The 19219-nt window shown below is 54.3% G+C and carries 20 protein-coding genes; 8 read left to right on the top strand and 12 right to left on the bottom strand.

Annotated elements, in window-relative coordinates:
• Nucleotides 1-17: 17 nt before the first annotated feature.
• A complete protein-coding gene (locus tag WKR14_RS20545) occupies nucleotides 18-803 on the bottom strand; it encodes a TOBE domain-containing protein (protein WP_101054147.1) in 786 nt (261 codons plus the stop codon).
• Nucleotides 804-964: 161 nt separating this feature from the next.
• Here WKR14_RS20545 and modA point away from each other — a divergent pair, with 161 nt between their 5' ends.
• The 6 genes from modA (at nucleotide 965) to WKR14_RS20515 (ending at nucleotide 7713) form a co-directional block, all read left to right on the top strand.
• Entirely contained in the window at nucleotides 965-1732 is a 768-nt protein-coding gene (gene modA, locus WKR14_RS20540; RefSeq protein ID WP_339087129.1) for a molybdate ABC transporter substrate-binding protein, read from the top strand.
• Nucleotides 1733-1748: 16 nt separating this feature from the next.
• Complete coding sequence (gene modB, locus WKR14_RS20535) at nucleotides 1749-2441, top strand: molybdate ABC transporter permease subunit (RefSeq protein ID WP_028780857.1); 693 nt, start codon at nucleotides 1749-1751, stop codon at nucleotides 2439-2441.
• A complete protein-coding gene (gene modC, locus WKR14_RS20530; protein ID WP_101054153.1) occupies nucleotides 2435-3523 on the top strand; it encodes a molybdenum ABC transporter ATP-binding protein ModC in 1089 nt (362 codons plus the stop codon). Before modB ends, modC begins: the two co-directional genes overlap by 7 nt.
• Before the next feature lie 135 nt (nucleotides 3524-3658).
• Nucleotides 3659-4384: a two-component system response regulator OmpR gene (gene ompR, locus WKR14_RS20525; RefSeq protein ID WP_025010803.1), complete on the top strand. Its 726-nt coding sequence runs from the start codon at nucleotides 3659-3661 to the stop codon at nucleotides 4382-4384.
• Nucleotides 4381-5697 (top strand): two-component system sensor histidine kinase EnvZ, encoded by a 1317-nt coding sequence (envZ, locus tag WKR14_RS20520; protein WP_028780858.1) that lies wholly within the window; start codon nucleotides 4381-4383, stop codon nucleotides 5695-5697. Before ompR ends, envZ begins: the two co-directional genes overlap by 4 nt.
• Nucleotides 5698-5787: 90 nt before the next feature.
• Complete coding sequence (locus tag WKR14_RS20515) at nucleotides 5788-7713, top strand: methyl-accepting chemotaxis protein (protein WP_339087128.1); 1926 nt, start codon at nucleotides 5788-5790, stop codon at nucleotides 7711-7713.
• 7 nt (nucleotides 7714-7720) lie between these two features.
• Here WKR14_RS20515 and WKR14_RS20510 read toward each other — a convergent pair whose 3' ends face one another.
• Together WKR14_RS20510 and WKR14_RS20505 are read right to left on the bottom strand one after the other, a co-directional pair.
• On the bottom strand, nucleotides 7721-8194 hold the full coding sequence (locus WKR14_RS20510; RefSeq protein WP_028780860.1) for a peroxiredoxin: 474 nt from the start codon (nucleotides 8192-8194) through the stop codon (nucleotides 7721-7723).
• A gap of 81 nt (nucleotides 8195-8275) precedes the next feature.
• A complete protein-coding gene (locus tag WKR14_RS20505) occupies nucleotides 8276-8803 on the bottom strand; it encodes a DUF2937 family protein (RefSeq protein ID WP_286996517.1) in 528 nt (175 codons plus the stop codon).
• Between the two features lie 297 nt (nucleotides 8804-9100).
• Here WKR14_RS20505 and WKR14_RS20500 point away from each other — a divergent pair, with 297 nt between their 5' ends.
• Nucleotides 9101-9268, top strand: coding sequence for a hypothetical protein (locus WKR14_RS20500; RefSeq protein WP_165565880.1), 168 nt, complete (start codon nucleotides 9101-9103; stop codon nucleotides 9266-9268).
• 95 nt (nucleotides 9269-9363) lie between these two features.
• On the opposite strand, the gene WKR14_RS20495 is transcribed toward WKR14_RS20500, so the two are convergent.
• The 6 genes from WKR14_RS20495 to WKR14_RS20470 all read right to left on the bottom strand — a co-directional run bounded on the left by WKR14_RS20495 (nucleotide 9364) and on the right by WKR14_RS20470 (nucleotide 16104).
• Nucleotides 9364-12507, bottom strand: a complete 3144-nt coding sequence (locus WKR14_RS20495; RefSeq protein ID WP_101054163.1) for an efflux RND transporter permease subunit — start codon at nucleotides 12505-12507, stop codon at nucleotides 9364-9366.
• An 8-nt stretch (nucleotides 12508-12515) separates the two neighbouring features.
• Nucleotides 12516-13997: an efflux RND transporter periplasmic adaptor subunit gene (locus WKR14_RS20490; protein ID WP_404830194.1), complete on the bottom strand. Its 1482-nt coding sequence runs from the start codon at nucleotides 13995-13997 to the stop codon at nucleotides 12516-12518.
• Between the two features lie 197 nt (nucleotides 13998-14194).
• A complete protein-coding gene (locus WKR14_RS20485; RefSeq protein WP_101054170.1) occupies nucleotides 14195-14515 on the bottom strand; it encodes a heavy metal-binding domain-containing protein in 321 nt (106 codons plus the stop codon).
• 115 nt (nucleotides 14516-14630) lie between these two features.
• Entirely contained in the window at nucleotides 14631-15098 is a 468-nt protein-coding gene (locus tag WKR14_RS20480) for a hypothetical protein (protein WP_339087126.1), read from the bottom strand.
• A 122-nt stretch (nucleotides 15099-15220) separates the two neighbouring features.
• Complete coding sequence (locus WKR14_RS20475) at nucleotides 15221-15676, bottom strand: DUF2057 family protein (protein WP_101054172.1); 456 nt, start codon at nucleotides 15674-15676, stop codon at nucleotides 15221-15223.
• 68 nt (nucleotides 15677-15744) lie between these two features.
• A complete protein-coding gene (locus WKR14_RS20470) occupies nucleotides 15745-16104 on the bottom strand; it encodes a hypothetical protein (protein WP_339087125.1) in 360 nt (119 codons plus the stop codon).
• A gap of 388 nt (nucleotides 16105-16492) precedes the next feature.
• Between WKR14_RS20470 and WKR14_RS20465 the strand changes: the two genes are divergently transcribed.
• Nucleotides 16493-17056: a NapC/NirT family cytochrome c gene (locus tag WKR14_RS20465; RefSeq protein ID WP_039035180.1), complete on the top strand. Its 564-nt coding sequence runs from the start codon at nucleotides 16493-16495 to the stop codon at nucleotides 17054-17056.
• A gap of 158 nt (nucleotides 17057-17214) precedes the next feature.
• Here WKR14_RS20465 and WKR14_RS20460 read toward each other — a convergent pair whose 3' ends face one another.
• Genes WKR14_RS20460 through nudE form a run of 3 tightly spaced genes read right to left on the bottom strand, consistent with a single transcriptional unit; the run spans nucleotide 17215 to nucleotide 19088 of the window.
• Nucleotides 17215-17649, bottom strand: coding sequence for a GNAT family N-acetyltransferase (locus WKR14_RS20460; RefSeq protein ID WP_101095900.1), 435 nt, complete (start codon nucleotides 17647-17649; stop codon nucleotides 17215-17217).
• Between the two features lie 4 nt (nucleotides 17650-17653).
• The gene (gene cysQ, locus WKR14_RS20455) at nucleotides 17654-18466 is read right to left on the bottom strand and encodes a 3'(2'),5'-bisphosphate nucleotidase CysQ (RefSeq protein WP_226565519.1); all 813 of its coding nucleotides are present in this window, start codon (nucleotides 18464-18466) and stop codon (nucleotides 17654-17656) included.
• A 58-nt stretch (nucleotides 18467-18524) separates the two neighbouring features.
• Entirely contained in the window at nucleotides 18525-19088 is a 564-nt protein-coding gene (nudE, locus tag WKR14_RS20450) for an ADP compounds hydrolase NudE (protein WP_101095902.1), read from the bottom strand.
• Nucleotides 19089-19219: the final 131 nt, after the last annotated feature.

Here is a 19219-nt window from a genome sequence, read left to right as displayed (position 1 = left end):
CAGGATGCCTTTGTTTGTCATTTTACACAGGCGATGAGTGTCTGCCCCGGCTCGAAGCAGGCCTGCAGATGATCGCCCAGAGCCAATGGCAAGCCCTCAAGGCTGTCGTTGCATACCGAAGCGTAGAGGCGGTCGTTGCCGCCGATATCCAGGGTAATTTCGCTGCGCTGGGTATCGCGTTTTATTTGCAATAACTGGCCTTTGAGGCGGTTGCCACTGCTGAGGGGCTGCTGCAGCGAGTGGATGCTGACGGCGGGAGCCTTGAACAGCAGCAATACCTTCTTGCCGATATGCAGTCCCAGTTTGTCAGTGCTGGCATGGGTGATGGCGGCGTCTATCTCCTGCCCGCCGGCCAATTTGACCCTGACATTGTCATTGAGAGAATCATCCTTGAGCGCAATGACTTCACCGGCCAGTTGATTGCGGGCGCTGGTCTTGAGCGAGAAGTGCGCCATCAGATCCAACAGATTATCCATGGGGACGGCCGCATCCAACAGCGCCTTGAGCACCATGTCCTGCATCTGATCCATCAGTTCGTAGAGTTTCAGCAGACGCTCGCCAAACTCGGTCAACTTGGCGCCGCCACCGCCTTTACCACCCTTTTCACTGCTGATCACAGGCTGAGGGGCCTGCAGATTCATGTCGTTGACTGCATCCCAGGCCGCCTTGTAACTGATGCCCGCCTGTTTGGCGCCCTGGCTGATGGAGCCGGTAATGCGTATCTGCTTCAATAGCGCAATGCGTTTGGGATTGGCAAACAGTTTATCGGCATTGTTGAGAGTCAACAGGGCTTTGAGATCCATGGTGTATTCCTTATCAGTGTCAGGGTTATTCTCCCTCATTGCGCTGATAAAGACCACAGGGATCACTCACTGACGCTCACAGGCTTGCTTATCGTTATATAACTATGTATATAACGTTGGCAGTGTCCAAAATAGTGTAATCATTTCACCAAGGAGTCGTTATGAAGTCCCTGTTTCGTCCAGCCCTGAGCCTGGCTCTGGGGTTGTTGTTGGCCTTTAACGTCAGTGCCAAGGAAAAAGTCACCGTCTTTGCCGCCGCCTCACTCACCAATGCCATGAATGAACTGGGCGCCGAATATGACCGCAAGCATAACACTGAAACCGTGTTCTCTTTTGCGTCCTCTTCGACGCTGGCACGCCAGATTGCCCAAGGTGCGCCCGCCGAGCTGTTTCTGTCGGCCAACCAGAAATGGATGGACTATCTCGATGAAAACAAGGCCATTGACAGTGATAGTCGGGTCACTCTGCTGCGTAACACTCTGGTGCTGATCGCGCCGAAAAGCAGTGCGCTGAACCAGGTTGAAATCTCGGCTTCCTGGGATCTCAAACAGGCTTTGGGTAACAGTCGGATGGCGGTTGGCGATCCAGATCATGTGCCGGCCGGTCGCTATGCCAAGCAGGCGCTGGAAAACTTGGGTTTGTGGCAACAGGCCGAACCTATGCTGGCCAGAGCCAATAGTGTTCGCGGCGCCTTGGCGTTGGTTGAACGCGGCGAGTCATCTCTGGGGATTGTCTATTCCACAGATGCCAAGGTTGCCAAAGGGGTAAAACAGCTGGCGGTATTCCCCCAAGAGACTCATAAGCCAATCAGCTATCCCATGGCGCTGGTGGGTAAAGAGCACAACAAAGGCGCTGAAGGTTTCTATCAATTCCTGCAGTCCGACGCTGCCAAGGCGGTATTTGCCAAATACGGCTTCGGCGTAAACTGAGATCCTGACTTTGAGCTTGTTGACCGACTATGAAGTGGCCGCCTTGCTGCTCAGTCTCAAGGTGTCCACTGTGGCTGTGCTCTGCAGTCTGCCGCTTGGTATTTTGTGTGCCTGGGTGCTGGCGCGGCTGGAGTTCCCCGGCAAGTCTGTGCTCGATAGCCTGATCCACCTGCCACTGGTGCTGCCACCTGTGGTCATAGGGTATTTGTTGCTGGTCTCCATGGGCCGCAGCGGTTTTCTCGGTGGCTGGCTCTATGACACTTTTGGCTTCAGTTTCAGTTTCAGTTGGCGCGGCGCCGCGCTGGCGGCCGCGGTGGTGTCATTCCCGTTAATGGTTCGTGCCATTCGTCAGGCGCTCGAAGGGGTGGATGTGCGCCTGGAACAGGCGGCGCGCACCTTGGGCGCCGGCCGACTCAAGGTCTTCTTCACCATCAGCTTGCCGTTGACCGCGCCCGGCATAGTCTCGGGCATGGTGCTGGCCTTTGCCCGCAGTCTCGGGGAGTTCGGTTCCACCATTACTTTTGTTTCCAATATACCAGGTGAAACCCGCACCATTCCCTTGGCCATGTACTCCTTTATCGAGACCCCTGGCGCCGAGGCCGAGGCCGCCAGGTTGTGCGTGATTGCGATATTAATTTCACTGGCCTCGCTGATAGCTTCCCAATGGCTCAGCAAACGGGCGCAACAGAGGACGCTGGGACAATGCTGAAAATCGCTATCAGGCAACAGCTGGGGCAAACCCTACTGGATGTGGACACAGAATTACCTCTCTCCGGGGTCAGCGCCGTCTTTGGCCGTTCGGGCGCCGGTAAGACCTCACTGATTAATATTCTCGGCGGTTTGGCAACGCCGGATGCCGGTGAGATCCGTTTGGGAGAGCGCTGGTTGTTTCATAAAGAAAAGAAGATCAACCTGCCACCTGAGCGGCGTAACGCCGGCTTTGTGTTTCAGGATGCCAGGCTGTTTCCCCACTATCGGGTGCGCGGCAATCTCAACTATGGCCGCAAGGATAAAGACAGTCGCGAGTTTGATACCGTGGTGCAACTCTTGGGGCTGGAGAAGCTGCTCGATCGGTTTCCCTTTACCCTCTCCGGCGGGGAAAAGCAGCGGGTCGCCATAGGCCGGGCCTTGCTGACCCGCCCAGAGATCCTCTTGATGGATGAACCGCTGGCATCGCTCGACTTGCCGCGCAAGCGCGAGCTGTTGCCCTACCTACAGAGGCTCACCGCCGAACTTAAGCTGCCGATTATCTATGTCAGCCACAGTCTGGATGAGATCCTGCAACTGGCGGATCAGATGCTGGTGCTGGACAAGGGCCGCTGCGTCCTCAGCGGCCCGCTGGAACAGGTGTGGGACAGTGACGAGCTGAGACCCTGGCTCAGTGCTCAGGAGCAAAGCTCGCTGCTGCATGCCACTGTGGCCGAGAGTCATCCCGAGTATGCCATGACCCGTTTGCAGCTTGCCGACGGCAACAGCTTGTGGGTCAATGAACTGTTACCCAAACAGGATAAGCCGATACGGGTGCGGGTTCACAGCAACCAGGTCTCTGTGTGCCTGCAGGTGCCGAGCGGCAGCAGTATTCGCAATATCCTGCCGGTAACCCTGGAAGAGGTGAGCCGGGTCGACAGCCGCGACTATGTGCAGCTAAGACTGAGGTTGGCGGGTATGCCGCTGTGGGCCAATATTACCCGCTGGGCCCTTGAGGAGCTGGCGTTGCAGCCCGGGATGTCACTCTTCGCCCAGATTAAAGGGGTCAGCCTCACGGCCGCCGATTTGGCCCGTTCTCACTGAGGTGCAACAGAAGATCAACTACTGTTACAAAGTCTCGGGTGATTTTTGGTATCAAAATGGCTAAATTTAAGATATTTAGCCACTTTTTCAGATACTATTGTGCCAGTTTCAGGCTTGGCACTCGAGGAATAGCCCATGGGACAAGAAACCTCCAAGATTCTGGTTGTCGATGATGATATGAGGCTGCGGGCCTTGTTGGAGCGCTATCTGATGGAACAAGGCTATCAGGTGCGCAGCGCCGCCAATGCCGAGCAAATGGATCGCTTGCTGGAGCGGGAGAACTTTCACCTGCTGGTGCTCGACCTTATGTTGCCGGGAGAAGATGGCCTGTCCATCTGTCGCCGCCTGCGACAACAGGGCAACCCACTGCCAATAGTGATGCTGACCGCCAAGGGCGATGAAGTCGACCGCATCATAGGCCTGGAACTCGGCGCTGATGACTATCTGCCAAAACCCTTCAACCCCAGAGAATTGCTGGCACGGATCAAGGCGGTAATGCGCCGTCAGGTGCAGGAGATCCCCGGCGCGCCTTCGCAGCAGGAAGAGATGGTCAGCTTCGGCGAGTTCAGCCTCAACCTGGCCACCCGTGAGATGTACCACAACGAAGAGTCCATCGCCCTCACCAGTGGTGAATTTGCCGTGCTCAAGGTATTGGTGACCCACCCTAGGGAGCCCTTGTCCCGCGACAAGCTGATGAATCTGGCCCGTGGCCGCGACTATTCGGCGTTGGAGCGCTCTATCGATGTCCAGGTTTCCCGGCTTAGGCGGCTGATTGAAAAGGATCCCGCCAACCCGCGCTATATCCAAACGGTTTGGGGCCTGGGGTACGTGTTTGTGCCAGATGGTGCCGCCCGTAAATGAAGCTGCGCTGGTGGCAACGCCTGTTGCCCAGGAGTGCCTTCAGCCAAACGGTCATGCTGATAGGCTGCCTGTTGCTGATCAATCAGCTGGTCTCCTATTTGACTGTGACGGTTTATTTCATTAAGCCCAGCTACCAGCAGATCAACCAGCTTATCGCCCGCCAGATCAATCTGTTGTTTGTCGATGGGGTCGAGGTGGGCCGTGAACACCTCACCATAGTGGACGCCCTCAATGCCAAGGTGCGCGACGATGGCATGCATGTCTATAACCAGAAACAGGCCAGGGAAGCCGGTATCGAGCGGGCGACCTACTATGGTTTCCTCTCAACCCAGATGTCGGAATATCTCGGTGGCCCGGCCGAAGTGCGTATTGCCCAGAGCAATCTGCTGCAGATCTGGATCCGCCCGCCTCAGGCTCCCTCCATCTGGATCAAGGTTCCCCTCAATGGCTGGAACGAAAATGCCCTGTCGCCCCTTAACCTCTATCTGCTGGTGATAGGCGCCTTGAGTGTCGCCGGTGGCTGGTGGTTTGCCCGGCAACAGAACCGGCCGCTGCGGCGGCTGCAAAAGGCGGCTATCTCAGTTTCCAGAGGCAATTTCCCTGACCCGCTGCCGCTGACCGGCTCCAGTGAGCTCGTCGAAGTGACCAATGCCTTTAACCGTATGTCCCAGAGTATGAAACAGCTGGAGCAGGACAGGGCGCTGCTGATGGCGGGGATTTCCCACGACCTTAGAACACCCCTGACCCGAATTCGGCTGGCTTCCGAGATGATGGTGGACGACGATGCCTACCTGCAGGAGGGCATAGTCAAAGACATTGAAGACATGGATGCCATCATCAATCAGTTTATCGCCTATATCCGCCAGGATCAGGAGAGCATTCGTGAGCCGGAACAGATCAACCGTTTAATCCGCGAAGTGGCCCAGGCCGAGAGCAACAGAGTCGGTGAAATAGAGCTGGTACTGGCCGAGTGCCCCGAAGTGCCGATGCAGAGCCTGGCCATCAAGCGGGTGATCGGCAATCTGGTGGAAAACGCCTTCCGCTATGGCCGCGGCTGGATCCGTATCGCTTCCCAGGTGGAAAAACACCGCATAGGTTTCAGTGTGGAAGACAATGGCCCGGGTATTGCCGAGAGCCAGATCCCCAAGCTGTTCCAGCCCTTTACCCAAGGCGACAGCGCCCGCGGCAGCGTCGGCTCAGGGTTGGGACTGGCGATCATCAAACGCATCATAGACAGGCATCAGGGCAAGGTCATTCTCAGCAATCGCCCCCAGGGTGGGCTGCACGCTCAGGTGTGGTTGCCAAGAGATTAACACGCCATACGCTTTATGGCCGATTGTCATTCAACTGTCATGCTCCAGTCATAAACTGCGCTCAGTTCAATCAATTGGGCGCAGTTTGCCATGAAGATTTCCACCCTTTCTCTCGGCGCTTCGGCGTTGTTGCTCTTGTTGGCGGCCTTGCTCGCCTCACTGGTGCTCTGGAGCAGTGAACAGAGACAAGAGGCAGAACTGCAGAGCCAGACGCTGCAAGGCTTGCAGCAAGAATTTTTGGTGGATATCCGTGCCAATCTGGATAAGTATCTCGCCAGTGGCGATGCCGGGCGATTGGAGCAGGCCAGAGCCCAGCTCAATGATATTCATGACCGTTTACCGGCAGATTCACAGTTGGCACAGGAGCTGGCGCAATTGGTGACGGCTCTGGATGGTAAATATCGCGCCGCCGGCAAGTTGGCCGGAAATCCCAGGCAGCTGTTGGCCCATGCCGAAACCGAAATGTTGGACAACAACAAGCGCCTGGCGGATTACGGTGATCAAGGGCTGGCAACGGCGCCACAAGTGGCGCATGAATATCTGCAGCTCAGTCGGGAGCTTCCGCCGCTGGTTTACCAGTTGTCACAGCTGACCCAGGATTACCTGCTCGGACGGGAGCAAAGACTCAAGCCTTACCTCGACAGCACCATAACCCAGTTGGCCGACTGGCATGACAGACTCAGCGCCTTGCCACTGCTTGGTCTCTATCGCACAGTAGAGGCCGATGAATTTGCCCTGGGTGACGATGAACCCGAGCGCGAGGAGATAGGGGAGAGCTACCGCGCTGAACTTCTGAGTCTCAGCAGTCGCTACGCCAAGGAAGTGACCAATACCGAGCAGCAACTGTTGGATAACCGTCAAATGCAGGATGCGCTGCGCGCCGATATGCACAAGTTGCAGCAGAACTTGCTGACCATGGCCGCTGAGCAGCAACGGCGTACCGACAAGCTCAAACACGAGCTACAGCTTTGGCTCTATCTGGCTTTGGCTGTGCTGGCCTTATTTGCCGTGGCTTATTTGATTTTGCAGCAGCTCAGGGTGGTGAAGCCGTTGCAACTGCTCAACACCGCCTTCAGTCAACTGAGTGAGTCCAATACCCGCGAGCGCCTCAATATCAGTCGTCGCTGTGAAACCGGCCAGATAGCCGCCCACTTCAATGCTCTGCTGAATCGTTTCGAGTCCGAGGATGAACAGCAGCGGCAGCAATTGGCGCGTATTTCTCAAAGTCTGTCGGCCCTGGTGCAAAAAATCAGTGAAATGGCCGGCAGTACCCGTGAGACCCAACAAGTGGTGGATCAGGCTCGGCAGCAAACGCTGGAGCTCAGTGAATTGGCCGGACTGGTGAGTGACAGCTCAGCTTCGCTGGCCACCCGTGCCGGCAATACCGCCGAACAGATGCACCAGAGTGAACTCGAAGCGCAGCAGATGCTGGAAGCCACAGATTCAACCCGCACCGCAGTTGCCGAGTGTCATCAAGCGCTTGCCAGTCTGGATGATTCAGTGGCGGCTGTGGCGGGAATTATCGACGTGATAGGCAATATCGCCGGGCAGACAAATCTGTTGGCGCTCAATGCCGCCATAGAAGCCGCCCGTGCCGGTGAGCAGGGCCGAGGCTTTGCCGTGGTGGCCGATGAGGTGCGCAGCCTTTCCAGTCGCACCCAGAGCTCGCTCGATGAGATAGGTGCCATTCTCAATCGGCTTACCAATGCCAACAAGAGTCTGGGGCAGAGTATGGATGGCATAGCCGAGGCGAGCGACAGGCAGAGACAGAGAGCCGAGAGCCTGAAACAGCTGGCGCAGGAGGTGAGACAGCAAGCTTTTGCCATGGCGAGCGGGACTCAGCAGGGTACTGAGTATGCCCAGTCACAGCTGGCGCATCTGCAATCTTTCTCCAGCGCCATGGAACAGCTGCGCAGCCAGGCGATCACCGCCTCAGAGCAAGGGCAGGCAATCGCCTCTCAGGTGGCTGCCGGTGTCGCCGAGATAGAACAGAATCTCGGCATTAAAGCTGCCTGAGTCGCTATTAGAGACTCGCCAGTATGGTTTCAGCCTTGCTGACTTCGAAAGTCTTGGGCGCTTCCACATTCAACAAAGAAACCACGCCATCGTCTATCACCATGGCATAGCGCTGCGAGCGTAAGCCACCGAAGGCGCCAGTGTCCATTTCCAGCCCCAGCGCCTTGGTGAAGGCACCATCACCATCGGCCAACATCATGATCTCTCCGGCGTTTTGGGCTTCACCCCAGGCTTTCATCACAAAGGCATCATTGACCGATACACAGGCAATGATATCGACGCCCTTGGCCTTGAGTTCATCGGCCAGCACCACATAACCCGGCAGGTGAGCTTCGGAGCAGGTGGGGGTAAAGGCACCGGGAACAGCAAATAGCACGGCCTTCTTGCCGGCAAACAGTTCCTTAACCTTGTGGTTGATCATGCCCTCTTTACCGAGTTGGCTCAGAGTGGCATCCGGCAGAGCTTGACCTTGTGCAATCATGATATTTGTCCTTTCAGTGGGAATTACAAACCATCATAGCCGTTAATGGAGTGGACAAACACAGACATTCTACAGGGGCAATCAGGCGGCAGACGGCCGGCGCCGAAACAGCGCCCGCAACGCCAGCCAGCATAAGCTGAGCAGCAGCTCGGCCGAGGCTGCGAGCAGCAAGCCACTGAGTAGGCCAATGGCTATGGCATCGCCTTTGAGCAGAATATTGTGGCTGTAGTTGTCCCACACTTCGCGGCGGATATCCGCCTGTGGCGCAAACGCCAGTTGCAGGTAGGGGCTGTAGAGACTCTCGCGGAAATCGGCCAAGGCCTGCTGCAACTTGGAGCGGCGTTCTACCATGGCGTTGAGCTTATCACCGCCGGAGGTAAATACCGGATCTTTGTTGGTCACATAGTGGGCGATAAGCTTATCCAGATCGCCACCGAAGAAACGGTCGGCATCGTGCTGAAACCCGGCCAATTGGGTTTGGATCTCGCTCAGGTGGGCCTGGAGGCTCTTGCCATATTGATCGACAAAGCCGGGGAGCTGAATCCCCGCCAGCACCCCTACAAAGAACAGCAGCAGTCTGAGATAGTCGCGTATGGTTCTAAGCATCATGCCTCCCTGAGTTCCGGCCAAACCAGATTGCCGCAGCCGCCCTGTATCTTAACTGACCGCTTCTGGCTTTGTTGCCGCTCTATCTGTGTCGCCCATAGCACTCGGGGCTGAAACCAAATGTCGCTGAAACTATACATTGACAAAAACAACCATAGTTTGACAAAAATATTTTTCGAATAAGTTGAAGTTAAGTCTCTCGTCGAAATTTACGTAAGCCATCACCAAATAAGAAAGTGTTCAAGTTTGCCAGCCTAAAGGGGAGGATTTTCCTAATTGATCTTGAGCGAGGGATGTACCATGGGAAGAACGCTGGAAGAGCTTCTCCAACAGGAGAAGCCCGAAGTTGTTAATGCTGCCAAAGTTAAAGCTAAAAAAATTCTCAAGGAAATTGAAATATCAAAACAGAGTATTTCATCTGGCGAGCTAGGTACATCATCTGAAAACCAGCCCACAGCGACTGATTAGTGTACAAACTTTATTGTTCCTCAACATAACCGATATCAATCCAATAAAAACGGCTGCATTGGCAGCCGTTTTTGCTTTTGCAATCATCTACTGGCTTATTCAGCCTTAGGTTTGCTTAAATGACGACGGTAGATCAGCAGATAGAGCGCCGGAAGAACAAAGAGCGACAGCACAGGGGCGGTAACCATGCCACCGACCATGGGCGCGGCAATCTTCTGCATCACATCGTTGCCTGAACCTGCGCCCCACATAATAGGGAGCAGACCGAAGAAGATGGTCGCCACTGTCATCGCCTTGGGGCGGATCCGCATTACCGCACCTTCAATCAGGGCGTCCTTGAGGTCCTCCACTCTGTGGTATTCGCCTCTGTCCTGCTTGTGCTTGATGGCATTGTTGAGATACACCAGCATGACCACACCAAACTCGGCGGCGACCCCGGCGAGGGCTATCATGCCCACCGCGACAGCGACCGACATGTTGTAGTCCAGCAGATACAGCAACCAGGTACTGCCCACCAAGGCGAACGGCAGTGACAGCATAATGATGCTGGCCTGCATGGATGAGCCAAAGGTCATCATCAGCAGAATGAAGATCACCGCCAGTGCCATGGGGATCACTTGCTGCAGTTTGGCATCGACCCGCTGCATATATTCATACTGGCCGGCAAAGCTGTAGCTGTACCTGGCCGGCAGATCCAGTTCCTGCTCCAATACCGGCTTGACCGCTTCGATATACTCACCGATGGACGTGCCGCCGATATCGACAAATACCCAGGAGATCAAACGACCATTCTCACTCTTGAGCATAGGCGCGCCATCAGTGATTTCGATGTCGGCCAGATTGCGCAGCGGCAGATAGTGGCCACTCTTGGTGATCACCGGCAGCTCTCTGAGCTTTTCGATATTGTCACGCAACTCTCTTGGATAGCGCAGGTTGATGGGATAGCGCTCGGCACCTTGAACCGACTCACCGATATTCATGCCGCCTATTGCGTAACGTACTACGTCCTGAATATCGCTCAGGGTCATGCCATATCTGGAGGTCACCTCGAGTTTCGGCGTGATGTCTATGTAGCGGCCGCCACCCACCCGCTCGGCATAGGCCGACTTGGTATGAGGCTGCGCCGATAGAATCGCTTCTATCTGGGCCCCTATCTCCTGCAGTTGATTGACATCGGCGCCGGTGATCTTAATCCCCACAGGTGTCTTGATACCGGTAGACAGCATGTCGATACGGGTCTTGATCGGCTGCACCCAGGCGTTGGTAAGACCGGGCACTTTTACCGTACTTTGCAGCTGGGCAATAATGCCGTCGAGATCCATGCCTTCGCGCCACTGCTCTTTGGGTTTGAGCATTATGGTGGTTTCCAGCATGGTCAATGGCGCAGGATCCGTGGCGGTTTCGGCGCGGCCAACCTTGCCAAACACCCGCGCCACTTCCGGAACGGTTTTGATCAGCCGGTCGGTTTGCTGCAGCACTTCGGCGGCCTTGCTGGCACTGATGCCCGGCAAGGCTGTTGGCATGTACAGGAGATCGCCTTCCTCTAGCTCGGGCATAAATTCACTACCCATATGACTCACCGGATACCAGGCACTGGCCAGCGCCACCAGAGCCGCCAGCAGGGTCAGCTTGGGGAAGCGCAGCACAGCATTGAGCATAGGTTTGTAGATGGCTATCAACACCCGGCTCAGTGGGTTGCTGCTTTCCGAGGGTATCTTGCCGCGGATAAAGAAGCCCATCAGGATAGGCACCAGGGTGATCGACAACACCGCCGCGGCCGCCATGGCAAAGGTTTTGGTATAGGCCAGCGGGCTGAACAGCCTGCCTTCCTGGGCTTCGAGGGCAAATACCGGCACAAAACTCAGGGTTATGATCAGCAAGGAGAAGAAGAGTGCCGGGCCCACCTCAATGGAGGCCTCGGCGACAATTTTCCAGTGCTCTTTGGCGTCGGGTTGGCGCTGATGATCCTGTTTGAAATGCTCGAGGTGCTTGTGCATATTCTCGATCATCACAATGGCGCCATCTACCACGGCCCCGATGGCGATGGCGATACCGCCAAGACTCATGATATTGGCGTTAACCCCCATCTTGTTCATCACAATGAAGGCGATCAGTATCGATAGTGGCAAGGTAATGACGGCCACCAGGGTCGAGCGAGCATGCAGCAGAAACAGCAAGCAAACAATGCTCACCACCACCATCTCTTCCAGCACCTTGTGCAGCAGGTTGTCGACCGAATTTTCAATCAGTTGCGATCTGTCGTAGGTGGGAACTATCTCCACGCCTTCGGGGAGCCCCGCCTTGAGTTCTTCCAGCTTGGTTTTCACCGCCTCGATAGTCGCCAGGGCGTTTTCCCCATAGCGCATGACTATGATGCCACCGACGACTTCGCCCTCACCATCGAGCTCGGCTATGCCACGGCGGGATGCCGGGCCCTTGCGTACGGTGGCAACGTCTTTCAGTAGCAGTGGTGTGCCTGAGGGGCTGGTGATCCCCAGCGGGATTTCACGAAAGTCCGCCAGTGTTTGACGATAGCCCTTGGCGCGTACCATATACTCGGCTTCGGCCATCTCCACCACAGAGCCACCGGCCTCGTTGTTGGCCTTGGTAATAGCCTGCTTGACCGAGGCGATGTCCAGCTTGTAAATCGCCAGCTTGTCCGGCTCCAGCACTATCTGATAGGTCTGTTCCATGCCACCGACTGTGGCGACTTCCGATACCCCGGCAACACTCTGCAGTTCCAGCTTCAAATACCAGTCCTGCAAACTCTTGAGTTGCGAAAGGTCCAGATTACCGCTGCGGTCTACCAGGGCATATTCATAGATCCAACCGACCCCGGAGGCATCGGGCCCCAGTGAGGGTTGCACCCCTTCGGGTAAACGACTGCTTATCTGGCTCAGGTATTCCAATACCCGGGAGCGGGCCCAATAGATGTCGGTGCCATCTTCAAAGATCACATAGACATAGGAGTCACCGAACATGGAATAGCCGCGCACCGTCTTGGCCCCGGGCACGGCCAGCATGGCGGTGGACAGGGGATAGGTCACCTGTTCCTCTACCAGCTTGGGTGCCTGTCCCGGATAGGCGGTTTTGATGATGACCTGCACATCGGACAGATCCGGCAGGGCGTCGAGCGGCGTGGTACGCAGCGCCTGAATCCCCCAAACCGTCACCATCAGGGTGACAATCAGCACCATCACCCTTTGTTTGATGGAGGCTTCAATGATTTTTTTCAGCATGTTGCCTCCTAGTGCTGGTGGCCTGAGCTCAGGCGCATCAGGCTACCCTTGAGACTGGCCTCTGAATCCAGCAGGAATTGCCCGGAAATCACCACGTTTTCGCCTTCATGCAGGCCTTCGAGGATCTCTGCTTTACCCTGACTCAACATGCCGACAGTGACCTTTCTGGCGCTGAAACTGGCATCATCCTGTTTGACTATGACCCGGTTCTCTTTGCCTGTTTGGATCAAGGCTTCCTGAGGGATCACCAAAGTATCGCGTTTCGGGCCACCATAGAGGGAAACCTTGGCCAAGGTCTTGGGCCTCAGCTCCATCGCTTGATCATTGTTGAGTACCACTCTGACTCTCAGGCTTCGGGTGATGGGATCCAGCTCGGGATAGATATAATCAATCTTGCCTTCTATGCCCTTGAGTCCCATGGCGGGGATATTGACCTCGGCGGTCTGTCCCACTTCCAGCCAGCTTTGCTCGTTTTCAAACACATCGGCGATGACCCAGACCTTGGAGAGGTCGACCAGTGACATGACCTCGGTCTGAGGTTGTATATACATGCCGTCACGTACCTCAAGTTGTTTGACTATGCCGCTTTCGCGGGCGTAGAAAGGAACCCGGTATTGGGTCTTGCCTGTCCTGGCAAGCTGTTTGATTTGCTCTTGGTTCATGCCCAGCAGTTCGAGGCGTAGCCCGGCCTTACGCAATAGCTCTTGGTAGTTGGCACTGTTGCCTGAGCGTTTCAGCGTCTCCTGGGCCAACAGATAGTCGTCCTGGGCATTGACCAGGTCTGGTGAGTAGATCTCGTACAGCAACTGGCCTTTCTCGACCCTGTCACCGACAGACTCTACTTTAAGCTTTTCAATCCAGCCGTTGACCCTGGCATGGATATGACTGATCTGGCTCTCGTCATAGTCTATTTGGCCTACAGTTTTGACGAACTTCCACAGCGTGTCTCTTTCCACCTTGGCTACTTTGAGAGCCAAGGCTTGCTGCATCTGCCCTGAGACATCAATCTCAACGGTTTCCGAGTGGCCGCCCATCTCGACTTTTTCCAGGTTCATGCCGCAGATGGGGCAGGTGCCGGGCACGTCGCTGATGATATGAGAATGCATGGGGCAGACATATTTGATGTTGCTGCCCTGATCCAGAGGTGCAGGTTTAATCTCCAATGCGGGCTTGCTCTGCTGCATGGCGTGCTGGCTATGGTCATTAGCCTTGCTTTCCGTGGCTTTGGCTTCTGTAGCCTGGGTTTCTGTAGCTTCGGCATGACCGGCATGGGAACCTGGCTCCTCTTCTTCCTCTTCGACCAGGAACATATTGCATTTGGGGCAGCGTCCCGGCTCGTGACTGGTCACTTCCGGATGCATGGGGCAGATATAGGTTTTTTGCTGAGCCTGTGTTGGTTCAGCCAAAGCTTCGGTGGCCTCATCTTTGACCAAAAACATGTTGCACTTGGGGCAACGTCCCGGCTCATGGCTGGTGACTTCCGGATGCATGGGGCAGTAATACTCCTGGCTTGCCGTCCCATGTTGATGATCTTTGTGTTGTTCCTGCCCTTGGGGCTGATTGCCCTGGGCCATTGCCTGCATACTCCATTGCGGGCCGACAGCCAACACCAGACTAAGCGCACAGGCCAGTCGTTGGCGTTTACGGTTTGAATCGCTCATATGCCTCATCTCCAGCTACAGCTTGATTAGTGGTGGTGGTGTTTCTGGCCTGCTACAGGCTCAAGATTCATACCACACTTGGGGCAGGAGTCACCTTTCTTTCCTGTCACTTCAGGGTGCATGGGACAGTGATAGCCGGCTTGTTGCGGTTTTTCCAGAAACATGCCGCATTTGGGACAGGAATCCCCTTTGTTACCTGTCACTTCAGGGTGCATGGGGCAGCTATATTCGGCAGTTACCGCGGCTTGTTGCTGGCCGTGGTGATGTTCACGGTCGTTTGCGAAGCTGGCACGGGCCAGGGTGACAGACAATAGGGCAATAATCAGGACGCTGATAAAGGTTTTCATTGATTCACTCCGTTTGGGATACGCTTTGGCCAGGTGCAACTGTGCACTCTTGGCGCTTATCCCATTAAAAATTCGTATTTATTGGCAGATTTTGGGCACAAGTGTGCCTTGGATATCAAACTATGGGTGGCTTGATTGTCTGGCCGATAGAAACAGAGTGGAAATGAGGCATAGGCGTGGCCACGGCGGCTTCGGGCAGAGACATCACCGGCCAGGAACCGACGGCGATGAGGGTACCCGCTACAGATATCACCAGGCAATGGTTACAGTCGCTCTTGCAGAATCCTTTGCCTTCACAACAATGACTCACAGTGTCGGGAAGCACTGTATCAATTTGCGAGTCATCGCAGCAGTGACTGGCGTTTGTCTGTTGAGTGTGACAATCCATGGTGGCAGCCATTGAGTGTGCCGTGGAATCCATTTTTCCGGAATGCGCTTCAGCTGTTGGCACCATCCAGTGTCCATTGGTTAGCATACCCTGCCCGAGCAATGCGAACATGGTAAACAGAACCAGGATGTGGCGGCGAACCGATAGCATCTTGAGCTTGAACTCCAGAGAGAATGGACCCCAACAGTCTACCATGCTTTCAAAAGCTTGCCTTGATATGACTCACATCTGAAGAAGTGTGATGACATTGCTACACTTTCTCCGGCAATCATTGTTAGCAGCATGGTAGAGCCTCTGTCTCATTCCACTCTGAAAACTCAGCGGCGCAGCTGTGCCAACCAGTCGGCCATTAGATCTCCATGGGTCATTATCTCGGCCGGAACTGCCTGGCCCGCTTCATCTACAACTTTCAACTCTGGACTGCGAATAAAGGCGTTAGCTTCCGCTTCGGTATCCAGAGTCGGTAACTGCAGTTGCAGACTTTGTTGTTCGGCGACAGTCAGTGTCAGATAAAGGGGGCCGGATTTAACCCAAGAGCCCGAGTCATCGGCATTGACGGCAAAAATGTCCCGGTATTTGAGTTCGACAATATGTTTTCCGGCGGATAACTGGTGGCGGTCAAAGTTGGATACAGCTTGGCCATCAATAGCCTTGATCACCAGATTATCCGGCAGGTTTAACTCGGCTGCGAAACTGCCTGAAGCCATAAACAGGCTGGCAAACATTAACAGGGCGGCGCTAAAACGAGATGCAGAAATTTTGTATGCAGACATAGTGGGAACTCCCAAAAATATTCAGATGTAAAAACATTAACTAAAGCTTTGCGGCCGTAAGGCCAGAGTTACATCTGTGTTGAATTGGGAGGGGGTGTTTGCTGCGAGAGTATAGCGGTTTGCAAGCTCCAGCTCGGCAGGGCTATCTGCTGGCTTCCTGTCACCAACAAAGGATGGCCGGCGGTAAGCAGGCTTATTCCAGGTGTGCAGTGGCTGGCACAGTTGCCCATGGTGCCGCAATCCATACCCAGATCGCAATCTGGGCAATGTTGCTGACCTTGGCAGCAATCCATATCCATGCTGGTGGATGCAGATGAGTCCATGGCTGCCATTGGCTGATGTTCAGACACAGAAACAGACGCGGCTGCAGGCATCATGGCCTGTCCCAGCATCATTATCAGTGTCAGTATCAGCAGCAAGCTTCTCATCGTTATCCTTGGGTTCTGGTGAAGCACACAGTCTGTGCTTACCTCAATAGACAGACATCTTGATTAAATAGTTTCGTCTTGTCCAAAATAAAATTGTTCATTACATCTTTAGCGTCGCTTGGATCACATTTATTGTTTCGAGAATTAGTTGTATGTTAATTATTCGATTGACTATGCTTGATTAAGCGGGTGCCATGCTTTAAGTTTAGGAAAAGTGCATATATGGCATTAACTTAAAATTCAGTCGTCAATAGGCCTTGAGAGTTAGAGCTAAGTCTCATTTTGCACTTTTCGGGTCAGATTAATGAAAGAAAACTGGTTTATAATCAAATTTCAGAACAACGAATAGCTCAATATAGATATAAGAATTTTATTTTGGAGAAGAGTGATGAACTGGCGTGCAATTTTTAAACCCAGCGCAAAGTATTCCATCCTGTCGCTACTGGTCGTCGGCATAGTGATAGGTGTTGTTGGCTACTTCGCTACCCAGCAGACGCTGCATGCAACCAGTACAGATGCGTTCTGTATGACCTGCCACAGCAACCACTCACTGAAAGATGAAGTACTGGCTTCTGCCCACGGTGGTGGTAGTGCTGGCGTTACTGTTCAGTGTCAAGACTGTCACTTGCCTCACGGCCCGGTTGACTATCTGGTGAAGAAGATCATTGTTTCCAAGGATCTCTACGGCTTCCTGACTATCGATGGCTTCAACACTCAGGAGTGGTTGGACGCTAACCGTAAAGAACAGGCTGATAAAGCACTGAACTACTTCCGTGCCAATGACTCTGCCAACTGTCAGCATTGTCACACCCGCATCTATGAGAACCAGCCTGAAACCATGAAGAAGATGGCTGTTAGAATGCACAGCATGAACTTTAAGAAAGATCCTGAAAGCAGAAAGACCTGCGTGGATTGCCACAAGGGTGTAGCGCATCCTTATCCAAAGGGCTAATCATTTTGAGCTGGAAAAACCGCTGCTTGCAGCGGTTTTTTTATATCTGAAGTGAAGCTGGACTAGCGATCGACAGGCTTGATGGAGGGGCGCGATTAAGCAAAACACTCGGTGTTTTTATCTGCAGTAAAGAGAGGCATTGGTCTGGAACAAGGGGGTTATCTTTGCCAGCGCATCAGCAGTCTGTGTTCACCAACACCAAAATAGTCGGCTTCCAGCCCCAGGTTTTCAAACCCCATACGGCTATAGAGATGGCGGGCCGAATTATCCGGCGCTACCGTTAATAACAGTTCATCGACACAGTGGCGGCAATCATCCAGACAAGCACTGAGCAAGTGCTTGCCTATCCCTTGGCCTTGTTTCGTCGGAGATACAGCCAGCGACAACAGCCAGTGCTGTCCAGGCTTTTCGCTGCTCACCCGCAGCAGGTAACCTACCAGCTGACCGTCGACAAAGCTCCCCAGAAAACCACTGGACCAAGCATCCAATGCCTGACGGAAAAAGAAGTCCGGGTAGCAATGCTCACCGAAGGTTGCCAGCTCTAAGGCCAATACGGCATCCAGATCGGCTCTGGATATTGGTCTTATCTGCATTAGATTAATCTCCGGTCAGTATCTTGTCCCATTCGAGGTTCGGGGAACCGACCACGATAAAGTTAGGGTTTTCCAAGGATTCACGCTCGTTGTAGGTCAAGGGTTGCAGCTCAGTATCCATCAACTGGCCACCGGCTTCTTCTATGATGATCTGCGCCGCGCCCGTATCCCACTCGCCAGTGGGGCCTACACGTACATAACAATCCGCTCTGCCTTCGGCTACCAGGCAGCTCTTGAGCGCAGCGCCACCGAGTGCAACAAGCTCACAATGTTTGGGTTGGTTGAATAGCTTGAGCACGGACTGCGGATCCTGACGCCGACTGACTGCCAGGCGCAGGGCGTTATTTTGCTCTTTCGGTAACAGCTTGCTGTGAATTCGCAGCTCCGCCAGGGAAGTGCGCTTATAAGCGCCGAGTCCCGCGATGGCGTAGTAGCACACCTCGGTCATGGGCGCATAAACTACCCCCATAATAGGACGGTTGTGCTCAACCAAGGCGATAATCACCGAGAAATCGCCGCTGCCGGCAATAAATTCTCCGGTGCCATCCAAGGGATCCACCAACCAGTAGCGGCGCCACTGGCTGCGTTCAGAAAGGGGAATATCTGCGGCTTCCTCAGACAATACCGGGATATCCGGTGTCAATGCCTGCAGGCTGCTGCAGATGATATTGTGGGCCGCGATATCGGCCGAAGTGACAGGGGTGTTATCTTCCTTGGTTTCCTTGCTGAAACTGCCTTGTTGGTAGATCTGGCGAATTTTCTGCCCCGCTTCCATTGCAATGGCGATAACATGATCTATCAACTCTTCTGGCTTCATAACTACTCCAAACGCTTTCCATCGGATAAGCAAAAGTCAGTGGCCGCTACGGCCATTTTTAGGGGGATTCTGTCAGTCTCAGCTGTTTCATCGCCAAAAACAAGGCGCTGACGCTGCGTCCTTCTGAAAAATCATTCATGTCCAGCAGTTCTTGCCAGCGCGCCAGCGGCCAGGGAACCAGCTCTATCGGTTCAGGTTCATCGCCTTCCAGGCGACTCTCATAGAGATCTTCGGCCAGGAAAATTTGCATCTTACTGGCGAAATACCCGGGAGCCAGACTCAACTCCTTTAGCTTGGTCAGTTTACGGGCACCATAGCCTATCTCTTCCTGCAGTTCACGGTTGGCGGCTTCGGCGGCGGTTTCACCCGGGTCGATTAGTCCCTTGGGAAAGCCCAGCTCATAGTTATGGGTACCCGCGGCATACTCGCTGCCCAGCAGTAACCATTCACCATTGAGAACCGGCACCACCATCACGGCGCCGCGGCTGGCGCCTTTCATCCGCTCGTAGTGACGTTCCTCTTGATTGGAGAAACGCAGATGTACCTGTTCTATTTGAAACAGACGACTGCGGGCAACAACTTCGGTGTGTAATATTTCCGGCTTCTTCTGCCGCTCTGTCATAGAGGCCTCTGACGCTGACAAACTGAAAATGTGACTCAGGCTACAATGTTATACCAATTCACACGAAATAACAGAGCTGCAGAGTTTGTCTGGGCGGTGGGAATTTTCAGATTAGTCGACTTGGATACAAG

The organism is Shewanella chilikensis, from assembly GCF_037953065.1.
GTDB lineage: Bacteria > Pseudomonadota > Gammaproteobacteria > Enterobacterales > Shewanellaceae > Shewanella > Shewanella chilikensis.
This window is presented reverse-complemented; position numbering and strand designations above follow the sequence as displayed.

Bases quoted from the DNA above. Each gene is read 5' to 3' on its own strand.
- WKR14_RS20475 (WP_101054172.1), bottom strand. From the start codon at position 15,676: ATGTCTGCATACAAAATTTCTGCATCTCGTTTTAGCGCCGCCCTGTTA.
- WKR14_RS20510 (WP_028780860.1), bottom strand. From the start codon at position 8,194: ATGATTGCACAAGGTCAAGCTCTGCCGGATGCCACTCTGAGCCAACTC.
- WKR14_RS20515 (WP_339087128.1), top strand. From the start codon at position 5,788: ATGAAGATTTCCACCCTTTCTCTCGGCGCTTCGGCGTTGTTGCTCTTG.
- WKR14_RS20505 (WP_286996517.1), bottom strand. From the start codon at position 8,803: ATGATGCTTAGAACCATACGCGACTATCTCAGACTGCTGCTGTTCTTT.
- WKR14_RS20500 (WP_165565880.1), top strand. From the start codon at position 9,101: ATGGGAAGAACGCTGGAAGAGCTTCTCCAACAGGAGAAGCCCGAAGTT.
- WKR14_RS20470 (WP_339087125.1), bottom strand. From the start codon at position 16,104: ATGAGAAGCTTGCTGCTGATACTGACACTGATAATGATGCTGGGACAG.
- WKR14_RS20545 (WP_101054147.1), bottom strand. From the start codon at position 803: ATGGATCTCAAAGCCCTGTTGACTCTCAACAATGCCGATAAACTGTTT.
- ompR (WP_025010803.1), top strand. From the start codon at position 3,659: ATGGGACAAGAAACCTCCAAGATTCTGGTTGTCGATGATGATATGAGG.
- WKR14_RS20480 (WP_339087126.1), bottom strand. From the start codon at position 15,098: ATGGTAGACTGTTGGGGTCCATTCTCTCTGGAGTTCAAGCTCAAGATG.
- WKR14_RS20495 (WP_101054163.1), bottom strand. From the start codon at position 12,507: ATGCTGAAAAAAATCATTGAAGCCTCCATCAAACAAAGGGTGATGGTG.
- nudE (WP_101095902.1), bottom strand. From the start codon at position 19,088: ATGACAGAGCGGCAGAAGAAGCCGGAAATATTACACACCGAAGTTGTT.
- WKR14_RS20465 (WP_039035180.1), top strand. From the start codon at position 16,493: ATGAACTGGCGTGCAATTTTTAAACCCAGCGCAAAGTATTCCATCCTG.
- modA (WP_339087129.1), top strand. From the start codon at position 965: ATGAAGTCCCTGTTTCGTCCAGCCCTGAGCCTGGCTCTGGGGTTGTTG.
- WKR14_RS20460 (WP_101095900.1), bottom strand. From the start codon at position 17,649: ATGCAGATAAGACCAATATCCAGAGCCGATCTGGATGCCGTATTGGCC.
- WKR14_RS20490 (WP_404830194.1), bottom strand. From the start codon at position 13,997: ATGCATCCGGAAGTCACCAGCCATGAGCCGGGACGTTGCCCCAAGTGC.
- cysQ (WP_226565519.1), bottom strand. From the start codon at position 18,466: ATGAAGCCAGAAGAGTTGATAGATCATGTTATCGCCATTGCAATGGAA.
- modC (WP_101054153.1), top strand. From the start codon at position 2,435: ATGCTGAAAATCGCTATCAGGCAACAGCTGGGGCAAACCCTACTGGAT.
- envZ (WP_028780858.1), top strand. From the start codon at position 4,381: ATGAAGCTGCGCTGGTGGCAACGCCTGTTGCCCAGGAGTGCCTTCAGC.
- WKR14_RS20485 (WP_101054170.1), bottom strand. From the start codon at position 14,515: ATGAAAACCTTTATCAGCGTCCTGATTATTGCCCTATTGTCTGTCACC.